This window comes from Planctomonas psychrotolerans (assembly GCF_008642235.1).
Lineage (GTDB): Bacteria > Actinomycetota > Actinomycetes > Actinomycetales > Microbacteriaceae > Planctomonas > Planctomonas psychrotolerans.
The window spans coordinates 2,861,909-2,875,940 of sequence record NZ_SJEV01000001.1; the positions used below are offsets into that span (position 1 = coordinate 2,861,909).

General features: G+C 68.6%; 14 protein-coding genes and 1 riboswitch. Of the genes, 8 read left to right on the forward strand and 6 right to left on the reverse strand.

All coding sequences use genetic code 11. The annotated features are described in order from the left end of the window. Positions 1–87: 87 nt before the first annotated feature. Positions 88–645: a YceI family protein gene (locus EY822_RS13225; RefSeq protein WP_150308670.1), complete on the forward strand. Its 558-nt coding sequence runs from the start codon at positions 88–90 to the stop codon at positions 643–645. A 67-nt stretch (positions 646–712) separates the two neighbouring features. Here EY822_RS13225 and EY822_RS13230 read toward each other — a convergent pair whose 3' ends face one another. Together EY822_RS13230 and EY822_RS13235 are read right to left on the reverse strand one after the other, a co-directional pair. After that, complete coding sequence (locus EY822_RS13230; protein WP_150308671.1) at positions 713–1,750, reverse strand: FUSC family protein; 1,038 nt, start codon at positions 1,748–1,750, stop codon at positions 713–715. Beyond that, on the reverse strand, positions 1,741–2,871 hold the full coding sequence (locus tag EY822_RS13235) for a winged helix DNA-binding domain-containing protein (RefSeq protein WP_150308672.1): 1,131 nt from the start codon (positions 2,869–2,871) through the stop codon (positions 1,741–1,743). The genes EY822_RS13230 and EY822_RS13235 overlap by 10 nt, the downstream gene beginning before the upstream one ends. A 213-nt stretch (positions 2,872–3,084) precedes the next feature. Here EY822_RS13235 and EY822_RS13240 point away from each other — a divergent pair, with 213 nt between their 5' ends. Beyond that, positions 3,085–4,458 carry a glucose-6-phosphate dehydrogenase gene (locus EY822_RS13240; protein WP_150308673.1) on the forward strand — a complete coding sequence of 458 codons (1,374 nt, stop codon included), beginning with the start codon at positions 3,085–3,087 and terminating at the stop codon, positions 4,456–4,458. Here the strand turns inward: EY822_RS13240 and pnuC are convergent. Next, entirely contained in the window at positions 4,455–5,141 is a 687-nt protein-coding gene (pnuC, locus tag EY822_RS13245) for a nicotinamide riboside transporter PnuC (RefSeq protein ID WP_150308674.1), read from the reverse strand. The genes EY822_RS13240 and pnuC overlap by 4 nt on opposite strands. A 77-nt stretch (positions 5,142–5,218) precedes the next feature. Continuing rightward, positions 5,219–5,347: riboswitch (FMN riboswitch) on the reverse strand. 86 nt (positions 5,348–5,433) lie between these two features. Then, entirely contained in the window at positions 5,434–6,522 is a 1,089-nt protein-coding gene (locus tag EY822_RS13250) for an App1 family protein (protein ID WP_227497288.1), read from the reverse strand. Between the two features lie 151 nt (positions 6,523–6,673). On the opposite strand from EY822_RS13250, the gene EY822_RS13255 reads away from it, so the two are divergent. The 5 genes from EY822_RS13255 (at position 6,674) to EY822_RS13275 (ending at position 10,645) form a co-directional block, all read left to right on the forward strand. Beyond that, positions 6,674–7,339, forward strand: coding sequence for a TetR/AcrR family transcriptional regulator (locus tag EY822_RS13255; RefSeq protein ID WP_227497289.1), 666 nt, complete (start codon positions 6,674–6,676; stop codon positions 7,337–7,339). 126 nt (positions 7,340–7,465) lie between these two features. Beyond that, the gene (locus EY822_RS13260; RefSeq protein WP_150308677.1) at positions 7,466–8,290 is read left to right on the forward strand and encodes an ABC transporter ATP-binding protein; all 825 of its coding nucleotides are present in this window, start codon (positions 7,466–7,468) and stop codon (positions 8,288–8,290) included. Further along, the gene (locus EY822_RS13265; RefSeq protein ID WP_150308678.1) at positions 8,287–8,970 is read left to right on the forward strand and encodes an ABC transporter permease; all 684 of its coding nucleotides are present in this window, start codon (positions 8,287–8,289) and stop codon (positions 8,968–8,970) included. The genes EY822_RS13260 and EY822_RS13265 overlap by 4 nt, the downstream gene beginning before the upstream one ends. Further along, on the forward strand, positions 8,967–9,704 hold the full coding sequence (locus tag EY822_RS13270; protein WP_150308679.1) for an ABC transporter permease: 738 nt from the start codon (positions 8,967–8,969) through the stop codon (positions 9,702–9,704). The genes EY822_RS13265 and EY822_RS13270 overlap by 4 nt, the downstream gene beginning before the upstream one ends. Positions 9,705–9,724: 20 nt before the next feature. Then, the gene (locus EY822_RS13275) at positions 9,725–10,645 is read left to right on the forward strand and encodes an ABC transporter substrate-binding protein (protein ID WP_150308680.1); all 921 of its coding nucleotides are present in this window, start codon (positions 9,725–9,727) and stop codon (positions 10,643–10,645) included. A 127-nt stretch (positions 10,646–10,772) separates the two neighbouring features. Here EY822_RS13275 and EY822_RS13280 read toward each other — a convergent pair whose 3' ends face one another. Further along, on the reverse strand, positions 10,773–11,438 hold the full coding sequence (locus EY822_RS13280; protein WP_150308681.1) for a DedA family protein: 666 nt from the start codon (positions 11,436–11,438) through the stop codon (positions 10,773–10,775). A 40-nt stretch (positions 11,439–11,478) separates the two neighbouring features. Continuing rightward, positions 11,479–12,285 (reverse strand): aminotransferase class IV, encoded by an 807-nt coding sequence (locus EY822_RS13285; protein WP_227497290.1) that lies wholly within the window; start codon positions 12,283–12,285, stop codon positions 11,479–11,481. Positions 12,286–12,340: 55 nt separating this feature from the next. Between EY822_RS13285 and EY822_RS13290 the strand changes: the two genes are divergently transcribed. Next, positions 12,341–13,831, forward strand: a complete 1,491-nt coding sequence (locus EY822_RS13290; RefSeq protein WP_227497291.1) for an anthranilate synthase component I family protein — start codon at positions 12,341–12,343, stop codon at positions 13,829–13,831. The last annotated feature ends 201 nt before the right edge of the window (positions 13,832–14,032 follow it).

A 14,032-nucleotide genomic window follows, 5' to 3' on the forward strand; every position in this document is an offset into this window, starting at 1 on the left:
CGCGACGCCGGAATAAAGCGGATTCCTATGCGCTTGCATAGACCCGAGGCCGTCGGCCTCATCCATGTCAGCACGAAGGAGAACCCCATGGCAGCATCCACCCTCGACATTCCCGGTTACGTCGCCGGCACCTGGACCATCGACAAGACCCACTCCGAAGTCGGCTTCAGCATCCGGCACATCATGATCAGCAAGGTGCGGGGCACCTTTAAGGACTTCGACGCGACCATCATCACCGCCGGGAACCCGTTGGAGTCGTCCGTCACCGCCTCGGCCGTGGTCGCCTCGATCGACACCAACGAGCCGAACCGCGACCAGCACCTCCGCACCAACGACTTCTTCGACGCGGAGACGTACCCCACCATCGACTTCGTCTCCACCGGCGTGCGCGAGGAGAAGGGCGATCTCAAGGTGGACGGCGTCCTCACCGTCCGCGGCGTCACCAAGCCCGTCACCTTCGACTTCGAGTTCGGCGGGTTCGCGACCGACCCCTTCGGCAACGCCAAGGCCGGCGCCACCGCGACCACCGTGATCAACCGTGAAGACTTCGGGCTGCTCTACAACGCCGCCCTCGAGACCGGTGGGTTCCTCCTCGGCGACAAGGTGACCATCACGCTCGAGCTGCAGGCCGTGCTCTCGGCGTAACGCCGACCGGCTTCGTCACGGCCCGGCCCCTCGCGCACCCGTTGCGCCGGGTGCCGGGCCGTTCGCGTCAGGAGCCGTCGGCGCCGATGATCGTCTCGCGGACCCGCCGCAGGTCTTCGAGCAGTGAGCCGAGTAGGATCCAGTGCTCCTCGTTCGGCTTCGCCACCGTTATGGGCGAGGTGAGAGCGGGCAGTTCCGCCGTGACCGGCTCCGCTGACGTGGGTGACTCGTCGAGAAGGAGCCGCAGATCGTGGCCCGCTCGTCGCAACTCGGTAGCGATCGCCCGTACCGTGGGTTCGCTGCTGAGGCCCGGCTCGTAGTGGTCGTGCACGGTGCGGGTCATGCCGATGGCGCGAGTCACCAGCACGGTCAGACGATCGAGCATCGCGGCGTCGTCCTCGAGGACGCGACGGTGCTGGCTGCGGCGCAGGTTGAAGGCGAGACTGTCCCGTCCGCGCTCGACCGCCTCTTCCGCGGCCGCGCGTGCGCGGTGCAAGGACCGCGCACGGTTCAGCAGCGCCGCCAGTTCTCCGCGGCTGCGCGGCTCGGTGATGGCGTCGGCGAGGGCGTCGAAGATCGCCGCCGTGTCCGTGCCGAGTCGGGTGACCGTGGTCCGGGCGGGCTGCAGAACCACCGGGGGAACGATCACCGCGTTCACCAGAAGACCCATACCCGCACCGATGAGCGTCTCGAGGATGCGGTACAGCGCGTACCCCTCCGTCTCGCCGCCCAGCGCGAGCACGAGCATCGCACTGATCGGGATCTGCACCGCCGAGCCCGGCGTGAGGCGGAGCGCCCACCCGAGCAGTACCGACACGACGATCGCACCGAGCACGACCTCCTCGCCGTGGCCGAACAGGACGCCGAGGACGAACGCGAGCACCACGCCGAGCAGAACGCCGGCGCAGCGCTCCACGGCTTTGCCGAGGGACTGATTGACGCTCGGCTGCACCACGAGCAACGCGGCGATGGCGGCGAAGATGGGCGGCTGGCCGGGGAAGAGTGCCATGCACAGCAGCCAGGCGACCGCGGGCGCGAGGAACATCTTCACCGCCTGGAGAAGCGGAACGCGGGTCGTCGCCCGAATGGCCGATGCTATGCCCACGGCTCCATCTTGACCGGTTGCCCGAGGAAGCGCGCGTAGGAGGCGAAAGCCCGGCCGAGTCGACGGGTGAGTGCGGCGGTCACCGGGGCGAAGGCGGTGGGAGTCACCCGGGTTCCCGTGGAGGTGCTCGTGCGACGCCAGGTCCCGACGACCACACCGCCGTCGACGATGGTCGGCTGGAAAACGCCGTTGCCGCCTGGCACGATGCGATCATTCTCGCGAGGATCGAGAACCGCGCTGCGGTCACGGAATCCGATGATGTGCTCGTCGAATCCGGGAAGAGCGTGCGTGACTCGGGCGACGGCGCGAGCCTCGGCGGAGGAGGGGCCGGGCGAGTCGGCGGCCTGCCAATATTCTCCTCCGTCGCAATCGACCCGTTCGAGCTGCTGCTCCGCGGCGGCGGCCCCACGTCGCGCATCCGTCAGCCCGAGATTGCTCCAGCGGGCGAGGTCGTGCAGGGTCGCGGGCCCGTGACCACGGAAGTAGCGCACGGCGAGGTCGCGCAGGGCCTGGTCGCGATTCAGCGCCGGGCGGGGAGGGATCCACTCGTCGAACAGCACGAAGGTGGGCTGCGTGCCCTGCATCGGTCCCTGGCAGAGCACGCGCTGCTGACAGAGCAGCGCGAGCAGGTGGATGCCGCGCTGTCCGGTGGTCGGGATGCCCGCGCCGTCGAGCAGCGCGAAGGCGTCGGGTCGGGGGAGGCGGGCACCACCCGAGAGGGCGGCCCCGAGCACGTCGGCCGTGCGCGAGACGATGTCGTCGGTGATGCCGAGGTCGCGGCGCCGGGACGCGGCGGATGAGATGGCACGCGTGGCGCAGAGCCCGAGGAGCCAGGCGAGATCCTCGGCGGGCGTGATGTGCAGGGTGCCCCGCATCGGCCACGAGCGCACGAGCGACCCGGACGAGAGCGCCGCCGAGACATCGTGCACGGTGCTGTGCGGGCTGCGGACACCGATCGACCACAGGGCGCCCGGGTAGTCCTGCGCCTGCATGGCCAGCATCCGCTGCGCCACCTCGACCGGGCCGGCCGATGCGTTCGATGCGTCCGTTCCGGCAGGAACGAGTCCCGAGTTCAGCACCCGCAATCGCGCGATGTCGCGGAGCGACGCCCGTACCGCCATGAGCCCAGTATCCCCGACCCCGCGCTCATCGACCCCGGCCCCTGCTCCCGACGGTCCCGGTCCCTGAGCCTGTCGAAGGGACGCAGGGTTCTGCGGTCCCTGAGCCCGTCGAAGGGGACGCTCGGCTCCCTCGGTCCCTGAGCCCGTCGAAGGGACGCACGGCTCCTCGGTCCCTGAGCGACATGCTCCGTGACGCCGGAATAGCCTCGACACATGACTTCCGAACCCACCACCCTCGTCGTCCTCGGAGCCAGCGGTGACCTGACCGAACGGCTTCTCCTCCCCGGCCTCGGCAGCCTCCTCGCCGAATCGGCGGGCGGACCACGCCAGCTGATCGGCACCGGACGCAGCGAGCGAAGCGCGGACGAATGGCGACAGACCGTGAGCGACGCCTTCGAGGAGGCGGAAGCGCGCGGCGAGGACGCCACGGCCATCGTCGACTCGGCCCAGTACATCCAGGCGGACCCCACCGAGGTCGACGATCTCGTGCGCATCCTCGAGGCGTGCGAACACACCCCGATCCTCTATTTCGCCCTGCCGCCGACGATCACGATCACCGTCTGCGAGGCGCTCGAGAAGGTTGACCTGCCCGAGGGCACCGTGCTCGCGATGGAGAAACCCTTCGGGTCGGACAGCGAGAGCGCCGCCGCACTCAACCGGCAGTTGCAGAAGCTCGTTCCCGAGGAACGCGTGCACCGCATCGATCACTTCCTCGGCACGTCGACGGTGCTCAATCTGATCGGCCTGCGGTTCGCCAATCGACTCTTCGAGCCGGTGTGGAACGCGGAAAACATCGAACGCGTCGAGATCGTCTACGACGAGGATCTCGCTCTCGAGGGCAGGGCCGCCTACTACGACTCGGCGGGTGCCCTCGTGGACATGATCCAGAGTCACCTGTTGCAGGTGCTCGCGCTGTTCGCGATGGAGGCGCCCGCCAGCCTCGATGAGCAGGACCTGCGCTCCGTGCTGGCGCAGGTGCTCCGGGCCACCGAGGTGGCGGGAGGCGACCCGGTCGCGTCGAGCCGGCGGGCTCGGTACACGGCGGCGTCGGTGGACGGCGAGGACGTGCCTTCCTACGCGGACGAGGAAGGTGTCGATGCGTCGCAGAACACCGAGACGCTCGCCGAAGTGACGTTCGCGGTGAACAATCGTCGGTGGGAGGGCGTGCCCTTCGTACTTCGGTCGGGTAAGGCCTTGTCGGAGAACCGCAAGAACATCGTCGTGACGTTCAAGCCCGTCCGAGGACTGCCGCGAGGACTCAGCGGTCACGCCCGCCCCGACCGCCTGGTGATCGACCTGAAGCAAAACGGGGTCTCCCTCGACCTCACCATGAACGGCGGCGACGACCCCTTCGCCCTCGAGCAGGTTCCCCTGCAGGCGACTCTGCGCGAGGAGCGCCTGACGGCGTACGGCGAGGTGCTGCGCGGGATCTTCGACAACGATCCGACCATCTCCGTCCGGGCGGATGTCGCCGAGCGGTGCTGGCGAATTGTCGAACCCGTGCTGGCGGCGTGGCGGGATGACCGGGTGGCGCTCGACGAGTACCCGGCCGGATCCTCCGGCCCGGCATCCTGGCAGGAGGACTAGGGCCGGACGGTCGGGTCGGGGAAGCGCGTCTCGATCCGCGGCTTCTCCCGGTCGCGGGCCCTGGCCCAGATGAAGAAACCGACGAGGGTGAATCCGCCGTAGAAGACGTACATCAGGGCCGAGGCGTAGTACCCCGCGCTGAAGAGGAGCGGCACGCCGACCACGTCGACCGCCACCCAGATGAGCCAGAACTCGACCCAGCCGCGCGCCATGCCGTAGGTGGCGAGGAGGGACCCCATGAAGATCCACGCATCCGCCCACACCGGCTCGTAGGATCCCAGCGCGGAGAAGATCGGGGTGAGCACGGCCGTTCCGCCGACGAGGGCCACCACGAGGAACACGCGCTGCCGACCGGTGGCCCAGTGCGGCACGACGGCGTTGCCGCCGTCCGCCCGGCTCTCCCGCCAGCGACGCCAGCCGTACACCGACACGGCGATGAACATGATCTGACGGCCCGCCTGGCCCAGCAGGTTGACCGGGTTGGGGGTTCCGAAGATCGCCCCGAGGAACACGGTCAACAGCAGGAGGTTGCCGACGATCCCGACCGGCCACGCCCACACCTTGCGACGCATGCCGCCGAGCGCGCTCAGCAGACCGAACACGTTGCCGACGATCTCGCGCCAGAGGATCACCTGGTCGCCGATGCGCAGTTGTGCGTCGAATAGCCAGTGCAGAAAGTCCATGCGGTTCGTCCCTTGCGACCAGAAGCGTGGCGGCACCGGGGACGTGCAGCGCGCATCCGGAACGGTGCGCGCGATCGCGCGTGCTTCTCCCATCCAGACTTTGACTGTCGGTACCGGAATTCCACCGGTTCAACCCGAGAGGTTTCCCCGTCGGGTTCGCGGACTATCACCGCCGGTACGGATTTTTACCGTCCCCGGAGCACGTGTTACCCGCCCATTCTGCACGCTGGACGCGGATAACGCACACCGGCCGCTGGAGAGCGCCGACGGCGCCGTCACCGCGGGACCGTGCTTACTCCGGCGGAACCTCCGGCTGGATGACCTGCTGCTCCTGCGACAGGAGGCCGAGCGCGTCGAGCTGCTCCGACAGGCCCGCCCCGTCGGGCGCGTACAGCCAGGGCACGGGCGACGACGAATGCGCCTCGGCCTTCGCCCGGCCACCGGCGAGGACCGCCTCTCCGATGGAGAGCTGACGGATGAGCACGGCCACCACGTTGTCGGGATGGCTCTCGACCAGCTCGCCGTACAACTGCTCGTCGTGCTGACCGTCGTCGCCCACGAGCAGCCACTTCATCGACGGGAAGTCGTCCACGAGCCGCAGCAGGTTGGTGCGCTTGTGCTCGCTTCCGCTGCGGAACCACCGGTCGTGGGTCGGACCCCAGTCGGTGAGCAGCAGCGCACCGGCGGGATACAGATTGCGGGAGAGGAACCGCGTGAGAGTGGGCGCAACATTCCAGGCCCCCGTCGACAGGTACACCATCGGCGAATCCGGGTTCGCGTGCCGCAGTCGCTCGTACAGAACCGCCATGCCGGGCGTCGGTGTGCGCGCGTGCTCGTCGAGCACGAAGGTGTTCCACGCGGCGAGGAACGGCCGGGGGAGGGCCGTGACCATCACCGTGTCGTCGATGTCGGACACCATGCCCACCGTGCTGTCATCGCTGACGATGAAGATGGGCGCCTCGACGGTGCGACCGCCATGCGTGCTGAGGGAGATGGTCTGCCAGCCGGCCGTCAGCGTCGCCTGCACGGTCGTGTCGATGACCCCGCCGCGGTCGGCGATGACCGTGGTGCGGGTTCCGGCGATATCGACGGTGACCTCGGCGTGGGCGGACGGGACACTGGTGAAGCTGCGCCAGCCGCGCACGCTCTGGTCCTCGGTCCGCTGAGACTTCGACGGTGCCGTGAGCAGCACCCGTCCGAGCACGCGCACCCAGGCCGTCGAGCCGTATCCCGTGTACGGGACGATGGTGGCGCGGTGGCCGCGCCGCCGCGCTCGCCGCTCGCGAAAGTCGTGGTAGCGGTTCTCGATGCGCGCCGCACGGTGCAACAGCGGCTCCGCCGCCTTCGGGGGACTCGGACGACGGTTTCGGGATGCAGCCACGCACCCAGTCTGTCAGACGTCCCCAATCGCGGTCGGCGCGGACCTGTTCACACCTCCGTGGAAACCCGAGTGTTGTTCAGTTGCGTCACGTACGCTGACGGCAGCCAAGATCGGTCATGCCGACGGGGTGACCGCGAGGGAGGATTCGCACGTGATCGTCGAGGAACGAGAGGCCACGGAGCCCGACACGCCGGCCGTGCCTGTGCTCCCGGCCCGCACATCCCCCGTGCAGGCGCGGAGCGCCGCGCGGGTCGAGACGCTGCTCGACGCGGCGGCGGCGGTCGTCGACGAGGTGGGTTTCGAGCGTCTCACCACGGCCATGGTGGCCGAGCGAGCCGGAGCATCCATCGGAACGGTGTACCGGTACTTCCCCGACCGGATCGCTCTCCTGCACGCCCTCAGCACCCGCTTGTTCGCGCGATACGTGCGCACCCTGGCCGAGCGCCACGAGCTCAGATCCCGTTCCCACTGGCAGGACACGCTGGACGACATCATCGACGTCTTCGCCGACATGTACCGCACCGAGGCCGGTTTCCGAGCGATCCGGTTCGGCGACACCCTCGACATCACCCAGGGCGAGGATGAGGAATCGAGCGGTGGACGACTCGCCGAGATCCTCGCGACGGACCTCGCCGACGCGGTGCCGGATGCGGACCGGGCGAGCGTGGTGTTCGCCCTCGAGGTGGTGGTGGGGATGATCGAGGCGCTGCTGCACCGGGCGTTCGTCGCCAGTGCCGAGGGCGATCCCCGTTTCATCGACGAAGCCCGGACGGTGACCCGCGAATACCTGATTCGGGCGATCAACGTTCCCGCCTGACCGATCACGCGGCCTGAGGAATAACCGGATCTCTCCGCGTCGTGTCGCGTAAACCGGTTCTCGTCGGTTACTTTAGGCGTCCGGCACGTGTCGATTCGTACAGTGGTACGAGGAATGAGCCCATCTGTGATCGAGTTCCGCTCTGTGACCAAGCGATACCCCGACGGCACCACAGCGGTCGACGACTTCACCTACACGATTCCGGCGCGCACGACGACAGTTCTCGTCGGGTCGTCCGGTAGCGGCAAGACCACGGTCCTCCGCATGATCAACCGGATGATCGACGCGACCGAGGGGCAGATCCTTATCGACGGCGTCGACGTGGCGAACCTCGACAAGGTGAAACTGCGGCGCAGCATCGGCTACGTGCTCCAGGCCGCCGGGTTGCTGCCGCACCGCAAGGTGATCGACAACGTCGCGACGGTGCCGGTGCTGAACGGAGTGCCGAAGGCGAAGGCCCGAGCCGACGCCCTCGACCTGCTTGACAAGGTGGGCCTCGATCGTGCCCTCGCCGAGCGCTATCCCCGGCAGCTCTCCGGCGGGCAGCAGCAGCGCGTGGGGGTGGCGCGCGCTCTCGCGTCCGACCCCAACATCCTGCTCATGGACGAGCCCTTCGGGGCGGTCGACCCCATCGTGCGCGCCGACCTGCAGGCCGAGTTGCGCCGCCTGCAGCGGGAGCTCGGGAAGACCATCGTGTTCGTGACCCATGACATCGACGAGGCATTCGCCCTCGCCGACCAGGTCGTCATCTTCCGCAAGGGCGGCGTGATCGCCCAGGCGGGCAGTCCCGCGGACATCCTGGCCTCGCCCGCCGATGACTTCGTCGCGAGCTTCGTCGGCGCCGACTCGGGCAAGCGACGATTCCGGCTGGAGAACCGTGGTGGTCACGACATCCTCGTCGACAGCTCCGGGCGGGCGGCGGGTGTCCTGGTCGAAGCAGACGAGTCGTGAGCTGGATCTTCGACAATCTCGATCTCATCGGGCGTCTCACCCTCGAGCACGTACGCCTCAGCGTCCCGCCGATCGTTCTCGGGTTGATCTTCGCCATTCCGCTCGGATGGTTCGCGTACCGGTTCCGACTCACCCGGTCCGTACTCCTCACCGCGATCGGGCTCCTTTACACGATTCCCTCGCTGGCGTTGTTCGTGATCCTTCCGCCACTTCTCGGCATCGGCTTTCTCAGCGAGTTGAACATCACCATCGCTCTGACGATCTACGCCGTCGCGATTCTCGCGCGCTCGGTGACGGATGCGCTCGGCGCGGTCGATCCCGACGTCCGTCAGTCCGCGATCGCGATCGGTTATTCGGGGTGGCGCCGTTTCTGGGGGGTCGAGTTACCGCTCGCCGGACCGATCATCCTGGCGGGGTTGCGGGTCGCCGCTGTCAGCACGGTGAGCCTGGTGACCGTGGGAATCCTGGTCGGTGTCGAGAGCCTCGGCTACCTGTTCACCAATGGGCTGCAACGGAGGATCATCGCCGAGGTGTTCGCCGGTGTCGCCATGACGGTGATCGTCGCGCTCCTCATCGACGCCCTCCTCGTTCTGCTCGGCCGGGCTCTGATGCCGTGGACCCGCGCTGATTCCCGCGCGACTCCGAAGGTTGCCGATCCGACTCGCGGGGCTGCCGCATGAACGTGTTCGCCGAGGCGATCGCCTGGCTCTTCTCCGCCGAGCGGCTGACCGGGAACAATGCCATCCCGGTCCGGTTGCTCGAACATGTGTGGTTCACGGTGGTGTCGGTGAGCATCGCCGCGGCGATCGCGATACCCATCGGGTACCTCATCGGCCACACGGGGAGGGGCCGCGGTCTCGCCGTCTCGATCTCCGGGGCGGCCCGTGCCCTGCCGTCGTTCGGGCTCATCCTGCTGCTCGTGCTCCTCGCCGGTACGGCGCGAGCGTCGCTCGCTGCGATCGTCGCCTTCGTTCTGCTCGCGGTGCCCTCGATCCTGGCCGGGGCCTACGCCGGCATCGAGGCTGTCGACCGCAAGACGGTGGACGCCGCCCGGGCGATCGGGATGACGGAATGGCAGATCCTGTGGCGGGTGGAGGTGCCGCTCGGTCTCCCCCTCCTCATCGGAGGCATCCGCAACGCTGTGTTGCAGGTGGTGGCGACCGTGACCCTGGCGGCGTACGTCGGTCTGGGTGGTCTCGGCCTGTACATCTTCCGGGGCATCCCCCTGCGCCGATACGACGAGATGCTCGGCAGCGCCATCCTCATCGTCGCCCTGGCGCTCGCTCTCGATGCCCTGTTCGCTCTCGCCCAGCGCACGGTGGTACCGCGCGGAGTCATCCAGGGCTTCGCCACTGATCTCCGCGCATCGCCATCCGGGCGACGTGCGGTGGTGAGAAAGCTCACCGCAGATTGACCGAACGGAAAAGGAAGAAAATGTTCACAGCTCGGAAGAAAGGCCGGCTCGCCACAAGCGCAGTCGCGGTCGGAGCCGTAATAGCTCTGGCAGGGTGTGCATCAGGTGATCCCTTGGAGCCGGCCGAGGAGAACGCGTCCAGCACCGACAGCGGCACCATCGTGGTCGCGTCCCAGGCGTACTACTCCAACGAGATCATCGCCGAGATCTACGCCCAGGCTCTCGAGAACGGCGGACTCGAGGTGGAACGCAAGTTCCAGATCGGCCAGCGGGATGCGTACCTGCCCGCCCTCGACAACGGCGAAGTCGATGTGATCCCGGAGTACACCGGCAACCTCCTGCAGTTCTATTCGCCGGACACGACCGCGACCCTGTCCGACGAGGTGTACGACGAGCTGGTGGAGGCGGTGCCGGACGGCCTGGTCGTACTCGACCAGTCCGCGGCGACCGACCAGGACTCGTACAACGTGACCAGTGAATTCGCGGAGGAGCACGGTCTGGTGTCGATCGGCGATCTCGCCGACGTGCCAGTGGAGCTCACGCTCGGCGGCAACGCCGAGCTGGAGGAGCGCCCCTACGGACCGACCGGACTGTCCGAGGTGTACGGGGTGGACGTCGGTTTCTCCGCCACCGGGGACACCACGGTTGATGCCCTGGTGCAGGGAACGGTGAACGTCGCCAACGTGTACAGCGCGGACCCCTCCATCGCGTCCGAGAATCTTGTGACTCTCGAGGACCCCGAGGGTCTGTTCCTGGCGTCCAACGTCGTTCCGCTCGTGAGCGAGGACGTCGCCGGTGAGGTCGAGGACATCCTGAACGAGGTGAACGCGGCCCTGACGGCGGAGGGCCTCGCGGCGCTCAACGCCCGAAGTGTCGACGAGCAGCAGTCAGCCGACACGATCGCCACCGACTGGCTCACCGAGAACGGGCTGATCGACTAAGCAGCGCCTCCGGCGAACGGGGCTCGAATGCTGCGGCATCCGAGCCTCGTCTGCGTAGGCGGGCCCGCCTTCCGCGGTGCCGCCGGCCTTCCGGGTTTCCGCTCGCCGTCCGCGTTGCGGCGCCGCCTCAGGGGTTGCCGGAGTCGGAGCGCTCGAGCGCGGTCATGTGCCGCTCCTCGCTCCGTTGCAGCAGCTTCTTGACGAGCAGGACGACCAGCACGAACGCGGTGATGATCGCCACGAAAATGTAGCCGGCGCCGTGCAGCCGGTCGGCCATCTCCCGATAGCTCCCTGCCGCTGCCGATCCCACCGAGACGTAGGCGAAGGCCCAGATGAGGCAGGCCGGGGCGGTCCACGCCATGAACTTGCGGTAGCTCATGGTGCTCATCCCCACCGTGAGCGGGATCAGCGAGTGCAGAACCGGAAGGAAACGCGAGATGAAGACCGCGATTCCTCCGCGACGATCGAGGTAGTTCTCCGCTCGCACCCAGTTGCGTTCCCCGATTCGTGCGCCCAGCCGAGACGCCCGGATCTTCGGTCCGAAGAACCGGCCGAGCGCGAACCCGATGCTCTCACCGCAGAGGGCGCCCACGATCACGGCCAGGACGAGCGAGAAGTACTCGACGGGGCTGTTCACCGCGGTGCTCGAGACAAGCACGACGGTATCTCCGGGGAAGATGAGCCCGACGAGCACCGAGGTCTCCAGCAGGATGGCCACGCCGGTGAGGACGGTGCGCAGGATCGGATTGACGCTCTCGATCAGTTCGAGGATCCACGTCAAAGCATCGTTCACATGCTCGACTGTAGGCGGGTTGCGGGGAGTTCGGGCCGCCTCAGGCTGGCAAAGAGCGGCGAAGTGCGGTCAGTCGTTCCCGCCAGAGCGCGAGACGTCCGGGGTCGGCGGCGAGAGCCGGCCCGCCCCGCCACTCGCGGGCGATCCGGATCCCCTGCAGGGCATTCAACACCCACACCTCGTGCCCGTCGAGACTGTCCGGTCGGGCGCGTTCATGCAGCACATCGATGCCGAGGGCCGTTGCGAGGGTGACCAGGGTGCGTGCGGTGACGCTGTCGACGCGCGCGAGTTCGGCATCCGGCACGCAGAGAGCGTCGCCCCGCCACCATACGACGGCACTGTACGCGCCGTCGATGATGCTGCCATCGGCAGCCACGAGCACAACCTCGTCGATGCCCCGGCTCGCGGCATCGGAGCGCAGCCGACCGAGCGCCTCGAGGTCGGGGCCTTTGATGGCGGGGACTCGTCGGGGGTCCGCGCCGTCGTGCGTTCCGAGCACGACCGACGTCGTGCACGCCGGGGCAGGCCGCAGCGTGAGCGACAGGGTGGCCTCGGTACCGCGCAAACGGAGGTCCACGCGGGGGAACAGGTCACCGGTGCGCGGGAGGGCGCGGACGGCGGCGTCGAAGAATCCGGCGGGATCGAGGGAAGCCGCTGCGGGGACGGCGGTGGACAGGAACCGCTCGCGGTGCACGGCCAGCGCGCGTACCGTCCCGTCGATCACGAGCCAGGAGTCCGCGACGACGACATCACCGCTCTCGCTCGGCGCGGAGGCCTCCGGCACCAGACGGCGGGCCGCGACGTCCCAGCGAAACCGGGTCTCCGGAATCGGCGCCGTGGAATGCATGGCCATAGGCTAACTCGCACCGGGCGGGTGGACCGATCCCGGGGGAGGAGCCACGGTGTACCGACTCCTCGCGCACCGCCTTCCCGCGCCCGTCGATGCGGCGTCGGCCTTCCGGGCGCTGTTCGGCGATGCACCGCACGCGGTCTGGCTCGACTCCTCGGACGGATCCGGGTGGAGCTACCTCGCCTCGGCAGCCGAGGCCCGCACCGACTGGCAGGACGGCGACATCTTCGCCGAGCTCGCCGACGGGTGCGCCGCGCATCCGATCGACGCGTCGGAAGCGCCGCCCGGCATGGCCTTCCGGTTGGGCTGGGTCGGCTGGTTCGGCTACGAACTCTGGCACAGCACGGCCGCGCGCCGACCGCGTTCCAGTACGCATGACAGCGCCTTCGTATTCGTGGACCGGATGCTGGCCATCGACGCGGCGGGATCAGCCTGGCTCGTCGCCCTCGACACGCCGGCGGGAGAGGAATGGCTGGCCGCTGCCGGTGCCGTCCTGGCGTCTGCGCACGCGGGGGCCGGCGATGGCGCCGACGCTGGCGATGCTGGCGGTGGCGCTGCCGGCGTTGGCGCCGCCGTCGCCGGCGGTGCTGCCGACGCTGCGAATGCGGCCGGCGCGGGCATCGCTGGAGGAGCTGCCGACGCTGCGAATGCGTATGCGGATATGGTCGTCGCTGCCAGATTGAGCGTGGACGGCACCGATGTCGACGCCGGTGAGCCTGGCGCGGCTCGGGTGGTCTGGCGGCACGACGACGACGCGTACCTTCGGCTGGTCGCCCACTGCCTCGACGCCATAGCTCGGGGCGACGCCTACCAGCTCTGCCTCACCAATACCGCCACCGTGTCCTGCCGCATCGACCCGCGGGTCGCCTACGAGCGGTTGCGTGCCCTGAGCCCGACGCATCACGGCGGGTTCTTGCGTATCGGGGACACCGCGCTGCTGAGCGCGTCCCCGGAGGTGTTCCTTCGCGTGGATGCGGACCGCACCGTGTCGACGCGTCCGATCAAGGGAACCCGCCGGAGGGGTGGAGACGCCGCCGAGGACGCCGCGCTGCGCGCCGAGCTCTCCGCCAGTGAGAAGGAGCGCGCCGAGAACCTGATGATCGTAGACCTGATGCGGAACGATCTGTCCCGTGTGGCGCGTCTCGGCACGGTGCGGGTGTCGAGTCTCCTGACCGTGGAGAGCTACGCGCAGGTTCACCAGTTGGTCAGCACGGTGGAAGCCGAGTTGGCCGAGGGGATCACCGGCGTGGACGCCGTGCGGGCGTTGTTCCCCGCGGGGTCCATGACCGGCGCGCCGAAGATCCGGGCGATCGAGTTGCTCGCCGAACTGGAGCGCGGCCCGAGAGGCATCTACTCCGGTGCGTTCGGCTATCTCGGTCTTGACGGTGCGGTGGAGCTCGCCATGGTGATCCGCAGCATCGTCGTCACGCCCGACGGCGCCACGATCGGGGCGGGTGGGGGGATCACCACCCTGTCGGACCCGGCGGAAGAACTCGCCGAGATGCACCTGAAGGCCGCGCCCCTCCTCGCCGCCCTGCGCTGACCCGCACCCCCACGGTCCCTACCCGTGGAAGGACCCCCCACGGTCCCCGAGCCTGTCGAAGGGCCGCACCCCACGGTCCCTGAGCCTGTCGAAGGGACGCCACCCCGCGGTCCCTGAGCCCGTCGAAGGGACGCACCCCACATGGTCCCTGAGCCTGTCGATGGGACGCACCCCACGGTCCCTGAGCCTGTCGATGGGACG

Coding starts and splice junctions, on each gene's coding strand:
- EY822_RS13240 (WP_150308673.1), top strand. CDS start 3,085: ATGACTTCCGAACCCACCACCCTCGTCGTCCTCGGAGCCAGCGGTGAC.
- EY822_RS13235 (WP_150308672.1), bottom strand. CDS start 2,871: ATGGCGGTACGGGCGTCGCTCCGCGACATCGCGCGATTGCGGGTGCTG.
- EY822_RS13225 (WP_150308670.1), top strand. CDS start 88: ATGGCAGCATCCACCCTCGACATTCCCGGTTACGTCGCCGGCACCTGG.
- EY822_RS13270 (WP_150308679.1), top strand. CDS start 8,967: ATGAACGTGTTCGCCGAGGCGATCGCCTGGCTCTTCTCCGCCGAGCGG.
- EY822_RS13275 (WP_150308680.1), top strand. CDS start 9,725: ATGTTCACAGCTCGGAAGAAAGGCCGGCTCGCCACAAGCGCAGTCGCG.
- EY822_RS13285 (WP_227497290.1), bottom strand. CDS start 12,285: ATGCATTCCACGGCGCCGATTCCGGAGACCCGGTTTCGCTGGGACGTC.
- pnuC (WP_150308674.1), bottom strand. CDS start 5,141: ATGGACTTTCTGCACTGGCTATTCGACGCACAACTGCGCATCGGCGAC.